The sequence below is a fragment of the Halococcus sp. AFM35 genome (assembly GCF_051195015.1).
In the GTDB taxonomy this organism is placed as follows: domain Archaea; phylum Halobacteriota; class Halobacteria; order Halobacteriales; family Halococcaceae; genus Halococcus.
The window spans coordinates 29,424-47,321 of record NZ_JBNTJU010000006.1; the positions used below are offsets into that span (position 1 = coordinate 29,424).

Below are 17,898 nucleotides of genomic sequence, written 5' to 3' on the forward strand. Positions count from 1 at the left end.
AGTGCGTTCGGGTTCGAGAGCGCGGACGTGCTGGCATCCCTCGGGAACGACCGGCGATTCGACACGCCTTTCACCGGACTCGGTTCAGTCGTAGCCATGACAGACCGCGGCTCGCTTTCGGCCGTCTCGCCGCTCGATGGCCGCTACGCACGCTACACCGAACCGCTCGTCGAGTACGCGAGCGAGGCGGCCCTGCTGCGCGCTCGCGTCCGCGTCGAAGTCGAGTACCTCCTCGCGCTCGCGGACCTCGATGCTACCCCCATCGAAATCGATGCCAGCGACCGTGACGTTCTCAGAGGGCTTTACGAGGAGTTCACCGAAGCGGACGCGGCGCGAATCAAGCGCATCGAGACCGAGGGAACCGCCGAACGCGCGGCGACCAACCACGACGTGAAGGCCGTCGAATACTTCGTCCGCGACGGTCTCCCCGACGCGGACGCCACGCCGTGGGTTCATTTCGGCCTCACGAGCGAGGACGTCAACAACCTCGCGCGCCGACTGCTGCTCAAGCCTGCTGTCAAGGAAGTGCTGCTTCCCGAACTCGATGCGATTCGAAACTCGTTCGCGGGGATGGCCCGCGAGTACGGCGACACCCCGATGCTGGCGCGCACGCACGGCCAGCCCGCAACGCCGACGACCTTCGGCAAGGAGATGGGCGTCTATGCCGGCCGACTGGAGAGGGCCATCGGACGCATCGGGCGCGCCGCCGACGGTCTCGCGGGCAAACTCGCCGGCGCGAGCGGGACCTACGCCGCCCACCACGCCGCCTATCCCGCCGTCGACTGGCGGGAATTCTCCGAGGAGTTCGTCCACTCGCTCGGACTCGAACACGTCGAACCCGTCACCCAAATCAACCCGTGTGACGACCTCGCGGCGCTGTTCGACGCGCTCCGGGGAGCCAACGCCGTGCTCCTCGATGCCGACCGCGACATGTGGCGCTACGTCTCCGACGGCTATCTCGGCCAAGAGAGCGACGCGGGCGAGACGGGGTCGTCGACGATGCCGCACAAGGTCAACCCAATCGACTTCGAGAACGGCGAGGGCAACCTCGAAAAGGCCAACAGCGACTTCTCCTTTCTCGCCGAGTCGCTCACGACCTCACGCCTCCAGCGCGACCTCTCGGATTCGACGGTGAAACGGAACGTGGGCGCGGCGCTGGCCCACAGTCTCATCGGCTACCGGAAAACCCAGACCGGTCTCTCGAAGGTCGTGCCGAACGAGCAGGCCATGCGCGAAGAACTCGAAGACAATCCCGAGGTCATCGGCGAAGCCGTGCAGACAATCCTTCGCCGCGAGGGCCACACCGACGCCTACGAGCGGGTGAAGGACCTCACGCGCGGACGACGAACGAGTTTGACGGAGTTCCACGACCTCTTCGATGACCTCGACGTGAGCGAGCCGGTCCGCGAGGAGTTACACGCCCTCACGCCCGCTGGCTACACGGGACTGGCGAGCGAGTTGGCCGATAGCTCGGAATAAATCACTGATTTCGAATCCATACTCACGGACCGCAAAACCACACCGCACCACGTACCTCCCCAACCGATTCGCTCACTTCGTTCGCTCACCCCTCGCGCGAGTCGCGCGGAGCGCGACCGCGCGCCATCAGCAACGAAACCGCACGGCAAGACCGCACCGCGGCCGCGCCGTCAGTTCTCGTACTCCTTCCGGTAGCCTTCGAACTCGGTGAGGTGTTCTTCCTCGTCGGCGAGCAGTTCGGTGGCGAGGTCCTCGGTCACGGGGTCGTCGGCCTCTTCGGCGACGCTGACGAGTTCGCGGTAGGTCTCGACGGCCCCTTTCTCCGCCTCGATGACGCCGTCGATAACGTCGAGGGTGTCGGTCGGGTCCTCGGGCGGCTGGAGGCTCTGTTGGCTCATCTCCATCTCGAACGAGCCTTCGGGCTGACCGCCCAACTGGACGATGCGCTCGCCGAGTTCTTCGGCGTGACCCAACTCCTCCTGCACATCCGCACTCAGGCTTTCCGCGACCTCCTCTGCGGCGACGCCGGCGAGCGCGATGGCGTCGGTCTGGTAGTTGATCACCGTTTCGAACTCGTCATTTCTGGCTTCGGCGAGCAGGTCGAGCACCTGCTCGTCACCGTCGGTACTCATGTGCCCTCGTCCGAGCGCCGAGTGCTTAAACGTGGTTCTCCCGGAGAAGCTCCGCGAGCACATCGTTGAGACGGTCGGCTGCGCGCTCGACCTCGGGACGGCGGACGTACTCCCGGTCGGCGTGGGCCACCGGACCCTCGGCATCCGCGAGGTCGCCCGGCCCGAACACCACTGTGGGGACCTCGCGGGCGAAATACGACGCCTCGGTCGCGGCCGTGAACGGCCGCATCTCACACTCGGCGTCCCGAAACGCACCCACCACCCGCGAGTCGACCGACGTCTCGAACGCCGCCAGAAACGGCGTCTCGCGCTCGGTGAGCGCGAACGAAATCGTGGAGTCGAGCCGCTCGCGGAGGTACTCGTCGAGGGCGTTCTCGAAACCTCCCGCCGTCTCGGGCGGGACGCTCCGCCGGTCGACGACCACCTCACACGCGGCTGGCACCTGATTGGTCGCGTCGCCACCCTCGATGACCGTCGGGGTGAGCGTCGCCGCGCCGAGGTCGGGATGCACAGGTAAACTCCCGGGACGCTCGCCGAAGTCGGTGAGGGCGTCGATGACGGGCGCAGCCCGCTCGATGGCGTTTGCACCAGTATGGGGTTCGGCGGCGTGTGCGCTCTCGCCCTCGACCCGCACCGTGCCCTCGAAACGTCCCTTGCCAGCGGTACAGACGTCCAGTCCGGTGGGTTCGCCGACGATGACCGCGTCGCCGCGTTCGCCGTCGAGGTCGAGGCGTGGGACGAGTGCTGCCGCCCCCGTCGAGTACGTCTCCTCGTCGGATGTCACCGCGAGCGTGAGTCGCCCCCAGTCGGGGTCGCAGTCGAGAAACGCCGCCACCATCGCCGCGAGCGGTCCCTTCGCGTCACAGGCCCCTCGTCCGTGAAGCACGTCGCCCTCCCGCTCGGCGGGTACATGGGGCGCGACCGTATCGAGATGCGTGTTCAGGACGACATGCGGCCCGTCCGCCGCGTCCTTGCTCGCCAGTACGTTTCCCGCCCCGTCGACGGTCGGCTCGATGCCGTGTGCGGCGAGTCGGTCACACAGCAGCGCGCGCATCGGGTCGACGTCCTCGTGAGACGGGGTTTCGACCGCCGTTTCGAGGAACGCGAGCGGGTCGAACGCCATCAGTCGCCGGCGGCCTCGTCGGCTTCGACGGTCGGCGAGGTCCCTATCGAAACCCGACCCGCGAACTCCCGTTCGGTCGGCCCGGCGAGGGTCGCCCCGCGGTCGGTGAATCGAACGTCGAGTCGGCCACCCGGCGGATGGATAGGGATGGATTCGTGTTCGGTGAGACCGAGTTCGCGGGCGACCGCCGCGACCGCTACCGCCCCGGTGCCACACGAGCGGGTCTCGCCCTCGACGCCGCGCTCGTAGGTGCGCTGGTCGAACCCGTCCCCACGAGAACTGGCAAGCGTGACGTTCGTCCCGCGCGGGAACCGGTCGGCGTGGCGCACCGGCGGCGCGAGCGACGGGAGGTCAGTATGCGAGACGTCGTCGACGAACGCCACCGCGTGGGGAACACCCGTATCGACCGCCGTCACGGTCAGGCCCTCGACTGACTGCTCGACCAGCGGCTCGTTGCCGGCGAGCGGCACGGCGTCGGGTGCGAAACTCGCTCGTCCCATCTCGATGGTCACGTCCTCTTCGTCGATGGTCGCGCGCCGCGTGCCGGCCTGCGTGTCGACCATCACCGTGTCCGAATCCGTTCGCTCGGCCGCCCACGCCGCCGCACACCGCGCGCCGTTGCCACACATCGGCGCGGTCGAGCCGTCGGGCTGGACGAGCGTCATCACCACCCGCGGCGATGCGTAGCGCTCTTCGAGTGCGAGAAAGAGCACGCCGTCGGCTCCCGCTCGCTCGCCGACTGCAATCCCGCTCTCGCCGTCACAGAACTCGATGGCGAGCCGCCGCCGGTCGGCGACGGGTTCGCTCGCGTCAACGACGAAGAAGTCGTTGCCCGTGCCGTGGTACTTTTCGACGTTCATCGCTCGTACCTCCCGAGGTCCGCAATCGTCTCGCGGCGCACGCACCGTTCGGCGTCCGCGCCGTCGAGCGCGACGACCGCCGGTCGGGGACGGGAGTTGTAGGTGTTCGCCATCTCGTAGCCATAGGCTCCGGCGTTCCCGATGGCAAAGAGGTCACCGCGTTCGGGGGCGGGAAGTGCGCGGTCGCGCCCGAGCACGTCGCTCGATTCACAGACCGGACCCGCAATAGTCGCCTCGACCGTCTCGCGCCCTCCACTATCGGCCGCGAGCGAACGAATCTCGTGAAAGGCATCGTACAGCGCCGGGCGAGCCAGTACCGTCATCCCGGCATCGACACCGACGACCGTCGTCTCAGGTGTTGGCTTCATGGTGTTCACCGTAGTAAGGAGTACGCCAGCGTCCGCGACGCAGTACCGCCCCGGCTCGATACCCAATCGAGCGTCGGCGGAGAACGCCTCGCGGGTCGCGCGGGCGAGCGCATCGAGGTCGAGCGGCGCTTCGGAGTCGCGGTAGGGAACCCCGAACCCGCCGCCGATGCTCACGGCGTCGATAACGATGCCCGCGTCGGCGATTTCGCCCGCGAGTTCGCTCAGTCGTTCGACCAGCGCGCGGTGGGCGGCGAGGTCCTCGCTGTCGAGGATGCCGCTGCCGGCGTGGGCGTGGATTCCCTCGACCGTGAAACCGCGCTCGTCGGCTTCGGCGACCGCAGCCACCGCTCGCCCAGCTGGAATCCCGAACTTCGGGTCGGTGCCCGTCCGCACCTTCGTGTGGTGGCCCACGCCGATATCGGGATTCACACGCACGTAGAGCGACCCCGACCAGCCGCGCTCTTCGAGCCTGTCGAGCGTGTCGAGCGCACCGATTGTGATGGTGATGTCGTAATCGTCGGCGAGTTCGACCACTCTGTCGAGGTCCCTCGACGGAGGATTGACCGCCGTGTAGCGCACGTCGGAGAACCCCGCCTCGCACGCGCGGACGACCTCGCCCGCCGACGCGCATTCGGCCCCGAAGCCCGCCTCGGCGATGGCTTCCAATACTGGCCGTCGGGCGTTGGCCTTCACCGCGTAGTCGATGGCAGCGTCGGGAAACGCCTCTCGGAGGCGCGCGGCGTTCTCGCGCACGCGCTCGATGTCGATAACGTACAGCGGCGTCTCGTACTCCGCTGCGAGGTCGCGCAGGCGCGCCGCCGACCAGTCGGCGAGCCGCCGGATGGGTGAGTTCTCGACGGCCGCAGCGGTCCCCGTCATCGGAGCGCGTCCTCGCGTTCGGTCGCTTCCAAAGTCCTATCCTCGACGGCCGTCGCCACCACCGCGGGCTTGTACGCCCCGCCGTCGAAGAGGTCGTGCTCGCCAATCGAGGACTCGACGAAGCGGGTGAACGCACGGCGCTCGGGCGGCAGTTCGCCGTAGATGACCTCCTCCTCAACGAGGTCGTAGACCGGAATCCGTGGCGTGAGCAGCGTGTTCTCGCCGACCACCGAGTCGTGACCGACGACGAACCCCGAGGTGACGCGACAGCCGGCACCCAGCGAGACGCCCTCCTCGACGATGACAGGAGTGTCCTCGACCGGTTCGAGCACGCCGCCGACGAGCGTGTTCGCGCCCAGCTTCACGTCCGCACCGACCTGTGCACAGGAGCCGACCGTATCACACGAATCGACCAAGGTCCCGTCGCCGACGTACGCGCCAGCGTTGACGAAGCTCGGACTCATCATGATGGCATCGCTGCCCAGATGCGCACCACGCCGTACGACCGTGCCGTCGGGCGTGTTTCGGGTGCCGCGCTCGCCGAGGTCGCCCGTCGAACGGAGCGGGAGCACGTCGTGGTATCCCACGCCGCCGTACTCCCGACGCTGGGTTTCGCGCAGGCTGAAATTGAGGAGAATTCCTTGTTTGACCCACTCGTTCGCCTCCCATCCGTCACTCCCCTGCTCGGCGGCACGCACCGCGCCGGCTTCGAGCGCGTCGAGGAACGAATCGAGCGTCGCGCGCTCGTCCGGACCGGCGTCGCTCGCCGTCAGGCCATCCGCCGAGCGCTCCCAGAGGGTCTCGACGTCCGATTGGAGGCTCATGCGAGCACCTCCGCGAACTCGTAGGAACCGGGGTCGCGCCCGGCGAGCCAGACCGCCGCATCGAGCGCACCCGACGCGAACACCGCCCGGCTCTCGGCGCGGTGGGTGAACGTGAGCACCTCGTCGTTGCCCGCAAAGAGCACCTCGTGTTCGCCGCGAATCCCGCCCGCACGGCGGACGTGAACGCCGATTTCGCCGTCCGCGCGTGGCTGTTCGCCCTCGCGGCCGTAGGTTCGTTCGTACTCCTGTCCGCTCGCCGCATCGATGCCGTCGAGCAGCGTCTTCGCGGTGCCGCTCGGCGCGTCCCGTTTGCGATTGTGATGGGTTTCAGTCATTTCGATGTCGTAGTCCGAAAGCGTTTCCGCGACGTCGGCGAGCGCCCCGCCCAGCGCGTGGATGCCCTGCGAGAAGTTCGTCGCCCACAGCAGAGGGGTGCGTTCGGCGTGCTCGCGGAGTGCGGCGCGCTCGTCAGCGTCGAAGCCCGTCGTCCCGCTGACGAATCCAACGCCGGCCTCCGCACAGGCCGCGGCGTACTCGATGGCCGATTCGGGACCCGTGAAATCGACCACCACGTCGGGGGAGTGCTCGGCGAGCAGGTCGGGCACGTCGGCCGCCGCGCGGACTTCTCGACCGGCGACGCGCTCGTCGCCGGGCGAGCGATTGACCGCGAAGTTCACGCTCATGTCCTCGCGTTCGGCGGCCATCTCGACTACTGCGCGCCCCATCGTGCCCGTTGCGCCCGTGACACCGACTGTCGTCACCGTTCGGCCTCCAGCACCCGGTCGGCATCTTCGAGGTCGTCGAGCACCGATTCGAGCGCCTCGCGGTGCTCGGCGGAGAGCCGCGACAGCGGTGCGCGCATCCGCGGCGAGACGTGCCCACGAATCGACAGTGCCTCCTTCAGCGGGATGGGGTTGGTCTCCCAGAACAGCGCTCGAAAGAGCGGCCCGAGTTCGTGATGGTACTCGCGTGCCCGCTCGAACTCGCCATCGAGCGCGGCGTGGACCATCTCGCCAACGCGCTCGGGTTCGACGTTCGCTGCGACGCTGATGGTGCCGCGCCCGCCCGCCGCGAGCATCGGCAGCGTGAGTGCATCCTCGCCCGATAGTACTGTGAACTCCACCTCGCGTGTGCGCTCTGCGAGTTCGCTCACCCGGCCGAGATCGCCGCTTGCGGACTTGTACCCCGCTATGTTCTCGTGGTCGGCAAGCGCTGCCGCCGTGTCGATGTCGATGGTTCGTCCTGTGCGCCCGGGGACGTTGTAGACGATTTGGGGCAGGTCCACGGCGTCGGCAATCGTCCGGTAGTGCTCCTCCATGCCGGCTGGCTCGGGCTTGTTGTAGTACGGCGAAATCAAAAGGAGTGCGTCCGCGCCGGCTTCTCGGGTCCGCTCGGCGAGGTCGAGCGCCTCGTGGGTGGCGTTCGAGCCGGCTCCGGCAATCACGGGAATCGAGACCGTCTCCGCCACCGTCTCGACGACCGAAACGTGCTCGTCGTGTGAGAGGGTCGCGCTTTCGCCGGTGGTGCCGACGGGGACGAGTCCGTCGACGCCTGCCCGTTCGAGTCGTTGGGCTTCCGCACGGAGTTCGTCGAAATCGATGCTGTCGTCGGAACTGAATGGCGTGACCATCGCGGGGAACACGCCGTCGAGGTCGATTGTGTCTGTCATGTGGATGGTGTCGCTACTCGGTAAACGATACAGTCGAAAACAGCGCGCGACGGGACGCTACGCCCGCCGCGAGCTACCCGCTGCCCGTTTTGTATCCGCACGAGCGCGAGTGCCACACCCACCGCTCGGCCCGGTCGACTGCTGGGGTGTAGCGCGTCGCATACCCGATGCACCGCGCCCAGTGCATTTATGCGTTGCGTCGGCTGCGATACCTGCCGGCCGGCGTTCATACGTCGGAAAGGGTCCTCTCCATGACGAAACGCTTTAGCGGCCGGTCTGAGGAGTCTCCCCGTATGTCGAACGTCGTGCAGCCGGCCCAGCGCGTCGCGGTGCTGGTCGACTCCCAAAACCTCTATCACACCACTCAGAGCGTCTATTCGCGCAACATCGACTACGACGAACTCCTCGATGAAGCTGTGAATGGCCGCGAACTCACCCGCGCCATCGCCTACGTCATCCGAGCGAACTCGCCAGAGGAGGACAGCTTCTTCGAGGCGCTCGAAAACATCGGTTTCGAGACCAAGATCAAGGAGATAAAGACCCACGCCGACGGCTCGAAATCGGCCGACTGGGACGTCGGGATGATCCTCGATGCGGTGACGCTCGCGCCGCATCTCGACACCCTCGTCATCTGTACGGGCGATGGCGACTTCTCCAGACTCTGTTCACATCTGCGCCACGCGGGCGTCCGCGTCGAGGCGATGGCCTTCGGCGAATCGACCTCCGAGGAACTCGTCGACGCCGCCGACGCCTTCACCGACCTCTCGGCGCGCTCCGAGCGCTTTCTCCTTTAGACCGTTCCCTCGGACGTACCGATGAGCAGCGAGCCGATGGCCATGGCGAGCGCGGCGAGGACGGCCAGCGGGACCGGTACCGCGAAGCCGAGCGTCGAGGCGGGAAACGCGAACAGCAGGATGAGTATCGCCCCGATGACCAAGAGCACGCCACCCGCGCCGATCTGTGTCCGTTCGTTCATGGGTGTCCCTGCGACCCGCGGGATATAAATGGCTTCGAAAGACGGCGATGAGCGCGCTTTTGCCGGCCGCCACGCAAACGGATTCATGGACGACTTCGCGCGGCTGCGCACGATTGCCGACTACCAGTTCGGCGCGGGGGCCGGGAGGGCGCTGTTCCCTGAAGAGGAAACCATCGCGGTGCGGCGCTCGCGGACCGGTCGGCCACAGCAGGTCTTCGCCGACGACGAGCGACTCGTCTCGTATGGTACCGATGGCCGCTTCACGCTCGGGCTGGCCGGCGGCGAACGGCTCAGCGCCGCACTCGTCGCGCCACGAGCGCGCGTCGTCGTCGGCGCGGAGAGCGACCCGTTCGTCAGGGAGGGGAAAAACGCCTTCGCGAAGTTCGTCCGCGAGGTCGACCCGGCCATCCGCCCGGGCGATGCGGTCTGTATCGTCGGCCCGGACGACAGTCTCTACGGCGTGGGACAGGCGAAGCTATCGGCTGGTGCGATGGCGGATTTCGAAACCGGTGTCGCCGTCGAGACGCGCGAGGGGGCCGAAAAGTAGGCCGCTCAGGCGAACGTCTTCGAGACTTCCTCGCTTTCCTCGTCGGCATCGATCTTCGCCCACGCCTCGTGGAAGTCCTCCATCCGCACCTCGGTCCGGTCGTCGCGGATGGCGAACATCCCGGCCTCCGTACAGATTGCCTTGATGTCAGCACCGCTGGCCTCGGCGATGTCCGAAGCGAGCTGTCCGAACTCGACGTCTTCGGCGAGGTTCATCCCGCGTGTGTGGATTTCGAAGATCTTCTCGCGGCCCTCGGCGTTCGGCTTGGGGACCTCGATGAGGCGGTCGAACCGACCGGGTCGGAGAATCGCTCGGTCGAGCATGTCGAAGCGGTTCGTCGCGGCGATAATTCTGACCTCGCCGCGTTCCTCGAAGCCGTCCATCTCGCTGAGCAGCTGCATCATGGTGCGCTGGACCTCGGCGTCGCCGGAGGTCTTCGAATCCGTTCGCTTGGAGGCGATGGCGTCGATTTCGTCGATGAAGATGACGGCGGGTTCGTGCTCGCGGGCGACCTCGAAGAGGTCCCGCACCAGTTTCGCACCCTCGCCGATGAATTTATGTACCAACTCGGAGCCAGCCATCTTGATGAACGTCGCGTCGGTCTGGTTGGCGACGGCCTTGGCGAGCATCGTTTTACCTGTGCCGGGCGGGCCGTGCAGCAGCACACCCGAGGGGGGTTCGATACCGACATCCGAGAACATTTCCGGACTCTGGAGCGGCAGCTCGACGGTCTCGCGGACTTCGTTCATCTGCTCTTCGAGACCACCGATGTCCTCGTAGTTCACGCCGGGGCTTTCCTCGACTTCCATCACGCGCGCCCGGACGTCGGTCTCCTCGGAAAGGTCGGTGACGACCGACAGCGAGTTGTTCACCGCCACCCGGGAGCCGGGTTCGATGCGCTCGCGGGTCTCCTCGGTGACTTCGGTGAGCGCCTCCTGATTGTTGCCGTGCTGTTTGATGATGACGCCGTCGTCGGTCATCTCCTGGACCGTAGCGACGAACAGCGGCGACTGTTTCAGCTTCTTGTTCTCGTGGGTGAGCCGTTCGAGCTTCTGTTTGTACTTGTTGTTCTCGGCGTTCGCATCGAGCAACTTGTCGCGCATCTCCTCGTTCTGGCTGTCGAGGATGTCGATGCGGTCTTCGAGCGATTCGATCTTCTCCTGTTGTGAGGCGTCGGTATCGTACGGCTGGTCCACGTCGTCGACCGTATCGGTCATTGCCCGCGATAGGGCACACTTTCTTAAGAGCGTTCGGGTCGCCACGACCGCTCGACCCGCGCGATGGCCCGGTTCAGCGTCCCTCGTAGCCGACCGGCAGCGACTCGACGCCGTAGATGAACGAACTCCGGGTCGGCGAGAGGCCGGCATCGGCGAGTTCCAGCCCGTCGAGCGAGAGCAGTTCCGAGAGGGCGACCCGGGCTTCGAGGCGGGCCAGCGGCGCGCCGAGACAGTAGTGGGTGCCGTTGCCGAAGCCGAGATGGCCGGTCGGCGCGCGGTCGACGACGAACTCGTCGGCGTTCTCGAAGGCGCGCTCGTCGCGGTTCGCCGAACCGAGCCACGCCACGACCCGGTCGCCCTCCTCGATGGTCGCGTCGCCGAGCGTGACGTCGCTGCGCGCGATGCGCGTCATCGCTTGGACGGGTGCACGATAGCGTAACACCTCCTCGATGGCCGTCCCGATGGCGTTCTCGTCGCCGGCGAGTTCGGAGAGAACGCCCTGATTGCCGAAACAGCGCATCGCGTTCGTGATGAGGTTCGTGGTGGTGATGTTGCCGGCGATGAGCAACAGCATGCACATCCCGAGCGCCTCGTCCTGTGGGAGTTTGCTGCCGTCGGAGAGTTCGGCGGTCGCAATCGTCGAGAGGAGGTCGTCGCGCGGCTCCTCGCGGCGCTGCTGGAGCAGGTCGAGGAAGTACATCGCCATCTCGCGCTGGCTCTGCTGCTGGCGCTCGGCTGTCTTCTCGTCGCTCGCGGCCGCGACGAGCGACTCCGACCACTCCTTGAACTGGGCGCGGTCCTCCGTCGGCACGCCCAACAGTTCGGCGATGACGATGACCGGAAACGGGTAGGAAATCTCCGCGACGAGGTCCATCTCGCCGTCGTTCGCCGCGAGCGCGTCCTCGATGAGGTCGTCCATGAGGTCGCGCAGGCGCGGCTCCAACTCCGCCACCGTCCGCGGGCTGAAGGCGTCGTCGACCACCGCCCGAAGCTCGTCGTGGCGCGGCGGGTCCTGAAACAGCATCGTATCGAGGATGAGACCCTCGCCCTCGCCGCTCAAGCCCTCGAAGTCGCTCGCCATGCGCGGGTTCACCGAGAACGTCCCGTCGTCGCCGATGACCCGTTTGACGTCCGCGTGCCGGAAGACGTCCCACGAGCCGCGCGAAGGGTCGTAGCGCACGGGCGACCCCTCGCGCATCGTTTCGTACCAATCGAACGGTTCGAGCCACGCATCCGGCTCCGAAAGCGCCTCGGGAAACGCCTGCAGTCCCTGCGGGTCGGCGGAACTCATATCTGTCAGTAGTAATCTACTGACTATCAATCTTTCCCGTCGTGGGACGAGCACGAATCGTGCCTGTGAGGGCTTTCCGTGCCGATTTCCGGCCCGACGGCGACCAAGGGTTTAAATACTCCCGTCCCTTACCCATCGTTGTCGAACGACCCGTTGTACCGTCAGTCAATCCACCCATCCGAGCACGCGCTCACCCACCCGATATTGGAAGGCACTACACACACCCGACAGCGAGACCCGAGCGAACAGGACGAACGAGCCACCGAAGACACCCACACGGACGAGGCAGAACGCGTCTGTCCGGAGTGTGGCGGCCGGCTGGTCGAGGACTCGGCCCACGGCGAGACCACCTGCGCCGAGTGTGGGCTGGTCGTCTCCGCCGAGGAAATCGACCACGGTCCCGAGTGGCGCGCCTTCGACAGCGCCGAGCGCGACCGGAAGAAACGCACCGGCGCGCCCACCACGAAGATGATGCACGACAAGGGGCTGTCGAGCCAGATCGGCTGGCAGAACAAGGACGCCTACGGCAACGCGCTGAGTTCGCGCAAGCGCCAGCAGATGCAGCGTCTCAGGACGTGGGACGAACGCTTCCGCACCCGTGACTCGAAGGAGCGCAACCTGAAGCAGGCCCTCGGCGAAATCGAGCGCATGGCCTCTGCACTGGGGGTCCCGGAGGACGTCCGCGAGACCGCGAGCGTCATCTACCGTCGGGCGCTCGCCGAGGACCTCCTCCCTGGGCGCTCCATCGAGGGCGTTTCGACCGCGGCGCTGTATGCAGGGGTTCGCCAGACGGGACTCCCGCGCAGCGTCTCGGAGGTCGGGGCGGTCTCACGGGTCGACGAGATGGAGTTCAAGCGCGCCTACCGCTACATCAATCAGGAACTCGACCTCGAAATCGGCCCACCGAACCCCAAACAGTACGTCTCCCGGTTCGCTTCGGACCTCGGCGTGAGTGAGGAGACCGAGCGTCGGGCGCGCGAACTGCTTGCGGCGGCCGAGGAGCAGGCCGTCCACAGCGGGAAGAGTCCCGTGGGGCTGGCCGGCGCGGCGCTGTACGCCGCCGGCATCCTCACCAACCGCAAGCTCACTCAGGACGAGGTCAGCGAGGTCGCGGAAGTCAGTAACGTGACCATCAGAAATCGCTATCACGAACTCATGGAGGTCGCCGAGGACACTGATGCCAACGGTCCCTCCGCGGCGGCTGCCTAGACCGGCCGCCCGGACCGACGTAACCGACAGCAACCGTTTTGTGGTCCTGATACAACAATCGAGTATGCCGAGCGCGAAGGCCGAGGACTATCTCAAAGCGGTTTATCAGCTCCGTGAGGGCGAGGAGCCGGTCGCCACCTCGACCATCGCCGAGGCGCTTGACGTCACGGCTCCGACCGTCACGGCGACGATGAAGCGCCTCGAAGACCACGGACTCGTCGCACGCGAGGAGTACAAAGGTGTGCGACTCACCGAGGACGGCGAGTTGGTCGCGCTCGAAACCATCCGCCATCACCGCCTGCTCGAACTGTTTCTCGCCGAACACCTGAACTACGATTGGGCGGAGGTCCACGACGAAGCGGACAGGTTGGAACACCACATCAGCGAGCGCCTCGAAACCGAACTCGCCGCAAGCCTCGGCGACCCGAGCGCCGACCCCCACGGCGCACCCATTCCGAACGAAAAGTTAGAACCGACCGAGGCCGACGACGAGCCGCTGACCGAGTACGAGGCGGGCGAGACGCTGGTCGTCACGCAGGTCGCCGACAGCGACCCTGAAATCCTCTCCTATCTCGCCGACGCCGGCATCCGGCCCGACACCCGACTCACCATCCGCGAAGTCGCACCCTTCGGCATGCTCACCGTCGCGCCCGAGAACGCCGACGAAACCGTCTCGCTACCGGCCGAAATCGCCGCCGAAGTCCGCGTGCGGGCCGGCGAGCGCTCGACGGACGAGCCGGCGACCGCCGACTGACTCGCCGCATCCGCGGACGGTCCGTGACGACAGTTTTAATTATCACTCGGTGAAATCCTTCGGTAATGAAGCGACGAGGGTTTCTCCGGCGGACGAGTGCCGGGGTCGCCGGGCTGGCGATGCTTGCGGGCTGTACCGGCACCGATGGCGGAGCCAACGGCTCCGAGGCAAACGCCTCGGGGACCGCCGGCGGCTCGACCATTGGCACGGCGACCACCGCAAGCGCCTCCTCCGGCGGCACGCTACAGGTGGCCACCTACTCGTCGTTCACCGGCAAGGGCACGGCGGGCAACTGGCTCAAATCAGCCTTCGAGAAGCGACATTCGAACGCCACGGTCGAGTTCCTCACCCCCGAAAACGGGGTCAACCAGTACGCCCAGCGCGCTTCTCAGGGTGCGCCAATCGATGCCGACCTCTACGTGGGGCTGAACACGGCCGAACTCGTCAGGATACGGAAGAAACTCGACGAGCCGCTCTTCCGGTCGGTCGGCGGGCGTCTCGACGGTCTCGACAGGGTGAAGAAGCCGCTGCGTATCGACCCGCAAGGGCGTGCCGTGCCGTACGATACGGGTTACATCTCGCTGGTCTACAACGCGAACGAGGTGACGGAGCCGAAGACGTTCGATTCGCTTCTCGAATCGCGCTACGAGGGCGACCTCATCACCGAGAACGCCCAGCAATCGGACCCCGGCCGGGCGTTCCTGCTCTGGTCGGTCATCACGCAGGGCGAGGAGAACTATCTCGATTACTGGAAGAAGCTCCTCGACAACGGCGTGAAAGTGCTTGCCGACTGGGAACCCGCCTATCAGGCCTACACGAACGGCGAGGCACCGATGGTCGTGTCCTATTCGACCGACCAAGTGTACTACCACGGCCCGGATGTCGACATCTCGAAACACCAAATCGGCTTCCTCAACGGGCAGGGCTACGCGAATCCCGAGACGATGGCGCTGTTCGAGAGTGCCGACAACCCGCAACTCGGCCGACGGTTCATGGAGTTCGTGCTCACCGAGAAAGCCCAGTCGAACATCGCCGTCAAGAACGTCCAGTTTCCCGCAGTGCGAGGCGTCACGCCGAGCCAGGAGTTCGCAAAGTACGCCAAGGAGCCGCCCGAGGTGGTCACGCACTCCTACGACGAACTCGCTGGCTCGGTCGAAACGTGGGTCGAGGAGTGGTCGCGGCTGGTCGCAAGCGCGTGAGCGCACGGCGATGGGCCGAGCGGCTCGTCTTACCCGCTGCGTTCGCGCTCACCGTTGGAGTGTTGGCAGTCGTCTTCTACTATCCAGTCCTGAGCGTGCTGCGCGAGGCGGTCGTCCGCGCCGGCTCGCTGACGCTGGCTCCGCTGCTCGACGTGCTTGCCGACCCCTTCTACACCGGCGTCGCTCACTCCCTGTTTACCGCGCCGCTCTCGATTCCGGCCGGCGTGCTCGAATGGGTGCGGGCCGGGGTTCCACCCGTGGAGTTCGGCCTGTTCGGTTTTACCGTCTATCAGGCGCTGCTCTCGACGCTGGCGAGCGTTTTGATTGGGCTGCCGGGCGCGTATCTGCTCGCGCGATTCGAGTTCCGTGGCCGGCGGACGCTCCGCTCGCTGACCATCCTCCCGTTCGTGCTGCCCTCGATCATGGTCGCGGTCGGCTTCCTCGCCATGTTCGGTCAAAGTGGGCTGCTCAACGACGTGCTGGGCGCGCTCGGCATTGGGCAGGTGAACCTGCTGTTCACGCTCGAAATCATCGTCCTTGCCCACGCCTTCTACAACGCGCCGCTCGTGACGCGGCTGGTGACCACCGCGTGGGAGACCGTCGATGCCCGCCGTGTCGAGACGGCCCGCGCGCTCGGTGCCGGTCCGTTCCGCGCGTTCCGCGATATCGTGCTGCCACAACTGCTCCCCGCTCTCCTGACTGCCGCACTGCTCACGTTCGTGTTCACATTTTTATCCTTTCCCATCGTGCTCGCGCTCGGGGGGTTGCGCCTCGCCACCGTCGAGGTCTGGCTCTACGCGCGCGTCCAAGACCTCGAACTCGCCGAGGCCGCGACGCTCGGCACCATCGAAACGGTCCTGTCGCTCGCGCTCACGTATCTCTATCTCCGGTACGAGGCGCGACAGACGACCGCGAGCAGCGCCATCGCACCCTCCAGACGGCCGCTCTCGCTCGGCTGGAAAACCCTCCGCGACCCGGTTCGTGTGGGTCTCGCAGTGTACGGTATCGTGGTTCTCGTGCTGTTCGTCGGCCCACTCGTGAGCATGCTCGTCGAGAGCGTCACCGGTCCCGGTGGGCTGACGACGGCGTACTACGAGTTCCTGCTCGCCCAGCAGACGACGACGGCGGTCGGGACGACGAGGCCGCTACCGGCAATCGTGAACTCGCTGACGTTCGGCGTCGGGACGCTCGCGCTCGCGGTGCCGATGGGCATCGTCGTCTCGGTGATGGCGACCCGCGGCGGTTCCGGGAGTCGGGTAGCCGAGACGCTGATGAGCGCACCGCTTGCGGTCAGCGGCGTCGTCGTCGGGCTGGGATTGCTCCAGACGCTCGTCTTCGGCACCACGATAGCGGGCTATCGGTTCACCGCTGGCGGCGCGCTCGCCATCGTCCTCGCGCACGCGGTCGCAGCGTACCCATTTGTAACACGAAACGTCACTCCGGCGCTCGCCGGCATCGACTCCCAGTTAGTCGATTCGGCGCGCTCGCTCGGCGCGAGCCGCTTCCGTGCCCTGCTCGATATCGAGCTCCCGTTGATTTCGACGGCAGTGCTCGCCGGCGGCGCGTTCGCCTTCGCCATCTCCATCGGCGAGTTCGATACGACGGTCTTACTCGCCGAAGGCGTCGATAGCTACACGATGCCGGTCGCGCTCGAACGTTACATCGGCAATCGTTCGCTCGGGCCGAGTCTCGGGCCGGCGACCGCGATGGGCACAGTATTGTTGGTGGTGACGGCAGCGAGCTTCCTCGTCATCGAGCGCCTCGACGGGCGGTGGGAGCAATGACGCTCACCGAACCCACAGCATCACCCGGCGTCGAACTCGACGACGTCACCGTTGCGTTCGGTGACGTCACCGCGCTCGACGACGTCTCGATAGCGGTCGATGAGGGCGAGTTCTTCACGCTCGTCGGGCCATCGGGCTGTGGGAAGACCACTACCCTCCGGACCGTTGCTGGCTTCGAGACACCGGCCACGGGCGAAATCTACATCGACGGCGAGCGAGTCACCGACCTCGCACCCGAACGGCGCGACGTCGGCGTCGTCTTCCAACACTACGCCCTCTTCCCGCACATGAGTGTGCGCGAGAACGTCGCTTACGGGCTTCGCTTCCGCGACCCGCCCGGCGATGTCTCGACGCGCGAGCGAGTCGACGAACTGCTCGCGCTGGTCGATATGGGGGGAATGGGCGAGCGCGAGCCGACACAGCTGTCGGGCGGCCAGCAGCAACGCATCGCGCTCGCGCGGGCGCTGGCTCCCGGCCCGGACGTCCTATTATTAGATGAGCCGCTGTCGGCACTCGACGCGCGCCTCCGCGAGCGCCTTCGGGTGACCATCCGAACCATCCAGCAGGAACTAGGGATTACAACCATCTACGTCACCCACGACCAGAGCGAGGCGCTGGCCATCAGCGACCGCGTCGCGGTCGTCGACGACGGGACCATCGAGCAGATCGCTACCCCCGAAACCGTCTATCGAAATCCGGGTTCGCGGTTCGTCGCGGAATTCGTCGGCGAGAACAACCTCCTCGATGGCGAGGTACGTTCGACGACCCCGCCGCGTGCCAGCGTGAACGGTGTCGCCATCGCGTTGCCCGAAACGATGTCAGCCACGGCCGGCGAGTCGGTGACACTCTGTGTGCGCCCCGAGGCGATTGCCATCAGCGAACGAAACGAGGCGTTCGGTGGGGAGACGATGCTGACGGCGACCGTCGAAAACAGCGAATTCCTCGGCGACGCCTACCGGGTGCACTGCTCGTGGAACGACCACTCGCTACTGGTCAAAACCGATGGTCACGACCCGCCGACGGGAACGGTCCGGTTGCGTATCGACGCGGCGGATATCCACCTGTTCGCGGGCGCAGCAGACTGAAC

18 protein-coding genes are annotated in these 17,898 nt (G+C 66.4%); 8 read left to right on the plus strand and 10 right to left on the minus strand.

What is annotated here, in order from left to right:
• Nucleotides 1–96: 96 nt before the first annotated feature.
• Nucleotides 97–1,479, plus strand: coding sequence for an adenylosuccinate lyase (purB, locus tag ACQUQO_RS06440; RefSeq protein WP_435077145.1), 1,383 nt, complete (start codon nucleotides 97–99; stop codon nucleotides 1,477–1,479).
• Between the two features lie 170 nt (nucleotides 1,480–1,649).
• On the opposite strand, the gene ACQUQO_RS06445 is transcribed toward purB, so the two are convergent.
• The 7 genes from ACQUQO_RS06445 to dapA are packed head-to-tail and all read right to left on the minus strand — an operon-like array spanning nucleotide 1,650 to nucleotide 7,834.
• The gene (locus ACQUQO_RS06445; RefSeq protein WP_435077146.1) at nucleotides 1,650–2,111 is read right to left on the minus strand and encodes a ferritin-like domain-containing protein; all 462 of its coding nucleotides are present in this window, start codon (nucleotides 2,109–2,111) and stop codon (nucleotides 1,650–1,652) included.
• A gap of 25 nt (nucleotides 2,112–2,136) precedes the next feature.
• The gene (locus ACQUQO_RS06450) at nucleotides 2,137–3,234 is read right to left on the minus strand and encodes a M20 family metallopeptidase (protein ID WP_435077147.1); all 1,098 of its coding nucleotides are present in this window, start codon (nucleotides 3,232–3,234) and stop codon (nucleotides 2,137–2,139) included.
• Nucleotides 3,234–4,094 (minus strand): diaminopimelate epimerase, encoded by an 861-nt coding sequence (gene dapF, locus ACQUQO_RS06455; RefSeq protein ID WP_435077148.1) that lies wholly within the window; start codon nucleotides 4,092–4,094, stop codon nucleotides 3,234–3,236. The genes ACQUQO_RS06450 and dapF overlap by 1 nt, the downstream gene beginning before the upstream one ends.
• Complete coding sequence (gene lysA / locus ACQUQO_RS06460; RefSeq protein ID WP_435077149.1) at nucleotides 4,091–5,341, minus strand: diaminopimelate decarboxylase; 1,251 nt, start codon at nucleotides 5,339–5,341, stop codon at nucleotides 4,091–4,093. Before lysA ends, dapF begins: the two co-directional genes overlap by 4 nt.
• Nucleotides 5,338–6,165 carry a 2,3,4,5-tetrahydropyridine-2,6-dicarboxylate N-succinyltransferase gene (locus ACQUQO_RS06465; protein ID WP_435077150.1) on the minus strand — a complete coding sequence of 276 codons (828 nt, stop codon included), beginning with the start codon at nucleotides 6,163–6,165 and terminating at the stop codon, nucleotides 5,338–5,340. The genes lysA and ACQUQO_RS06465 overlap by 4 nt, the downstream gene beginning before the upstream one ends.
• On the minus strand, nucleotides 6,162–6,926 hold the full coding sequence (gene dapB / locus ACQUQO_RS06470) for a 4-hydroxy-tetrahydrodipicolinate reductase (RefSeq protein WP_435077151.1): 765 nt from the start codon (nucleotides 6,924–6,926) through the stop codon (nucleotides 6,162–6,164). Before dapB ends, ACQUQO_RS06465 begins: the two co-directional genes overlap by 4 nt.
• Entirely contained in the window at nucleotides 6,923–7,834 is a 912-nt protein-coding gene (gene dapA, locus ACQUQO_RS06475) for a 4-hydroxy-tetrahydrodipicolinate synthase (RefSeq protein WP_435077152.1), read from the minus strand. Before dapA ends, dapB begins: the two co-directional genes overlap by 4 nt.
• A gap of 293 nt (nucleotides 7,835–8,127) precedes the next feature.
• Between dapA and ACQUQO_RS06480 the strand changes: the two genes are divergently transcribed.
• Nucleotides 8,128–8,628, plus strand: coding sequence for an NYN domain-containing protein (locus ACQUQO_RS06480; RefSeq protein WP_435077153.1), 501 nt, complete (start codon nucleotides 8,128–8,130; stop codon nucleotides 8,626–8,628).
• On the opposite strand, the gene ACQUQO_RS06485 is transcribed toward ACQUQO_RS06480, so the two are convergent.
• On the minus strand, nucleotides 8,625–8,810 hold the full coding sequence (locus ACQUQO_RS06485; RefSeq protein WP_435077154.1) for a hypothetical protein: 186 nt from the start codon (nucleotides 8,808–8,810) through the stop codon (nucleotides 8,625–8,627). The two genes, ACQUQO_RS06480 and ACQUQO_RS06485, sit on opposite strands and share 4 nt — an antisense overlap.
• 85 nt (nucleotides 8,811–8,895) lie before the next feature.
• Between ACQUQO_RS06485 and ACQUQO_RS06490 the strand changes: the two genes are divergently transcribed.
• A complete protein-coding gene (locus ACQUQO_RS06490) occupies nucleotides 8,896–9,357 on the plus strand; it encodes a PUA domain-containing protein (protein WP_435077155.1) in 462 nt (153 codons plus the stop codon).
• 5 nt (nucleotides 9,358–9,362) lie between these two features.
• Here the strand turns inward: ACQUQO_RS06490 and pan1 are convergent, their stop codons facing one another.
• Entirely contained in the window at nucleotides 9,363–10,574 is a 1,212-nt protein-coding gene (gene pan1 / locus ACQUQO_RS06495) for a proteasome-activating nucleotidase Pan1 (RefSeq protein ID WP_435077156.1), read from the minus strand.
• 73 nt (nucleotides 10,575–10,647) lie between these two features.
• Complete coding sequence (locus ACQUQO_RS06500) at nucleotides 10,648–11,865, minus strand: cytochrome P450 (protein ID WP_435077157.1); 1,218 nt, start codon at nucleotides 11,863–11,865, stop codon at nucleotides 10,648–10,650.
• A gap of 204 nt (nucleotides 11,866–12,069) precedes the next feature.
• Here ACQUQO_RS06500 and ACQUQO_RS06505 point away from each other — a divergent pair, with 204 nt between their 5' ends.
• The 5 genes from ACQUQO_RS06505 to ACQUQO_RS06525 all read left to right on the plus strand — a co-directional run bounded on the left by ACQUQO_RS06505 (nucleotide 12,070) and on the right by ACQUQO_RS06525 (nucleotide 17,896).
• Nucleotides 12,070–13,074 carry a transcription initiation factor IIB gene (locus ACQUQO_RS06505; protein ID WP_435077289.1) on the plus strand — a complete coding sequence of 335 codons (1,005 nt, stop codon included), beginning with the start codon at nucleotides 12,070–12,072 and terminating at the stop codon, nucleotides 13,072–13,074.
• A 64-nt stretch (nucleotides 13,075–13,138) separates the two neighbouring features.
• The gene (locus ACQUQO_RS06510; RefSeq protein ID WP_435077158.1) at nucleotides 13,139–13,828 is read left to right on the plus strand and encodes a metal-dependent transcriptional regulator; all 690 of its coding nucleotides are present in this window, start codon (nucleotides 13,139–13,141) and stop codon (nucleotides 13,826–13,828) included.
• A gap of 65 nt (nucleotides 13,829–13,893) precedes the next feature.
• The gene (locus ACQUQO_RS06515) at nucleotides 13,894–15,027 is read left to right on the plus strand and encodes a thiamine ABC transporter substrate-binding protein (RefSeq protein ID WP_435077159.1); all 1,134 of its coding nucleotides are present in this window, start codon (nucleotides 13,894–13,896) and stop codon (nucleotides 15,025–15,027) included.
• The gene (locus tag ACQUQO_RS06520; RefSeq protein ID WP_435077160.1) at nucleotides 15,000–16,811 is read left to right on the plus strand and encodes an ABC transporter permease; all 1,812 of its coding nucleotides are present in this window, start codon (nucleotides 15,000–15,002) and stop codon (nucleotides 16,809–16,811) included. The genes ACQUQO_RS06515 and ACQUQO_RS06520 overlap by 28 nt, the downstream gene beginning before the upstream one ends.
• Entirely contained in the window at nucleotides 16,808–17,896 is a 1,089-nt protein-coding gene (locus ACQUQO_RS06525) for an ABC transporter ATP-binding protein (protein ID WP_435077161.1), read from the plus strand. Before ACQUQO_RS06520 ends, ACQUQO_RS06525 begins: the two co-directional genes overlap by 4 nt.
• The last annotated feature ends 2 nt before the right edge of the window (nucleotides 17,897–17,898 follow it).

Bases quoted from the DNA above. Each gene is read 5' to 3' on its own strand.
- lysA (WP_435077149.1), bottom strand. From the start codon at position 5,341: ATGACGGGGACCGCTGCGGCCGTCGAGAACTCACCCATCCGGCGGCTC.
- ACQUQO_RS06525 (WP_435077161.1), top strand. From the start codon at position 16,808: ATGACGCTCACCGAACCCACAGCATCACCCGGCGTCGAACTCGACGAC.
- ACQUQO_RS06450 (WP_435077147.1), bottom strand. From the start codon at position 3,234: ATGGCGTTCGACCCGCTCGCGTTCCTCGAAACGGCGGTCGAAACCCCG.
- ACQUQO_RS06500 (WP_435077157.1), bottom strand. From the start codon at position 11,865: ATGAGTTCCGCCGACCCGCAGGGACTGCAGGCGTTTCCCGAGGCGCTT.
- dapA (WP_435077152.1), bottom strand. From the start codon at position 7,834: ATGACAGACACAATCGACCTCGACGGCGTGTTCCCCGCGATGGTCACG.
- purB (WP_435077145.1), top strand. From the start codon at position 97: ATGACAGACCGCGGCTCGCTTTCGGCCGTCTCGCCGCTCGATGGCCGC.
- ACQUQO_RS06515 (WP_435077159.1), top strand. From the start codon at position 13,894: ATGAAGCGACGAGGGTTTCTCCGGCGGACGAGTGCCGGGGTCGCCGGG.
- ACQUQO_RS06485 (WP_435077154.1), bottom strand. From the start codon at position 8,810: ATGAACGAACGGACACAGATCGGCGCGGGTGGCGTGCTCTTGGTCATC.
- ACQUQO_RS06510 (WP_435077158.1), top strand. From the start codon at position 13,139: ATGCCGAGCGCGAAGGCCGAGGACTATCTCAAAGCGGTTTATCAGCTC.
- ACQUQO_RS06480 (WP_435077153.1), top strand. From the start codon at position 8,128: ATGTCGAACGTCGTGCAGCCGGCCCAGCGCGTCGCGGTGCTGGTCGAC.
- dapF (WP_435077148.1), bottom strand. From the start codon at position 4,094: ATGAACGTCGAAAAGTACCACGGCACGGGCAACGACTTCTTCGTCGTT.
- ACQUQO_RS06490 (WP_435077155.1), top strand. From the start codon at position 8,896: ATGGACGACTTCGCGCGGCTGCGCACGATTGCCGACTACCAGTTCGGC.
- ACQUQO_RS06445 (WP_435077146.1), bottom strand. From the start codon at position 2,111: ATGAGTACCGACGGTGACGAGCAGGTGCTCGACCTGCTCGCCGAAGCC.
- ACQUQO_RS06465 (WP_435077150.1), bottom strand. From the start codon at position 6,165: ATGAGCCTCCAATCGGACGTCGAGACCCTCTGGGAGCGCTCGGCGGAT.
- pan1 (WP_435077156.1), bottom strand. From the start codon at position 10,574: ATGACCGATACGGTCGACGACGTGGACCAGCCGTACGATACCGACGCC.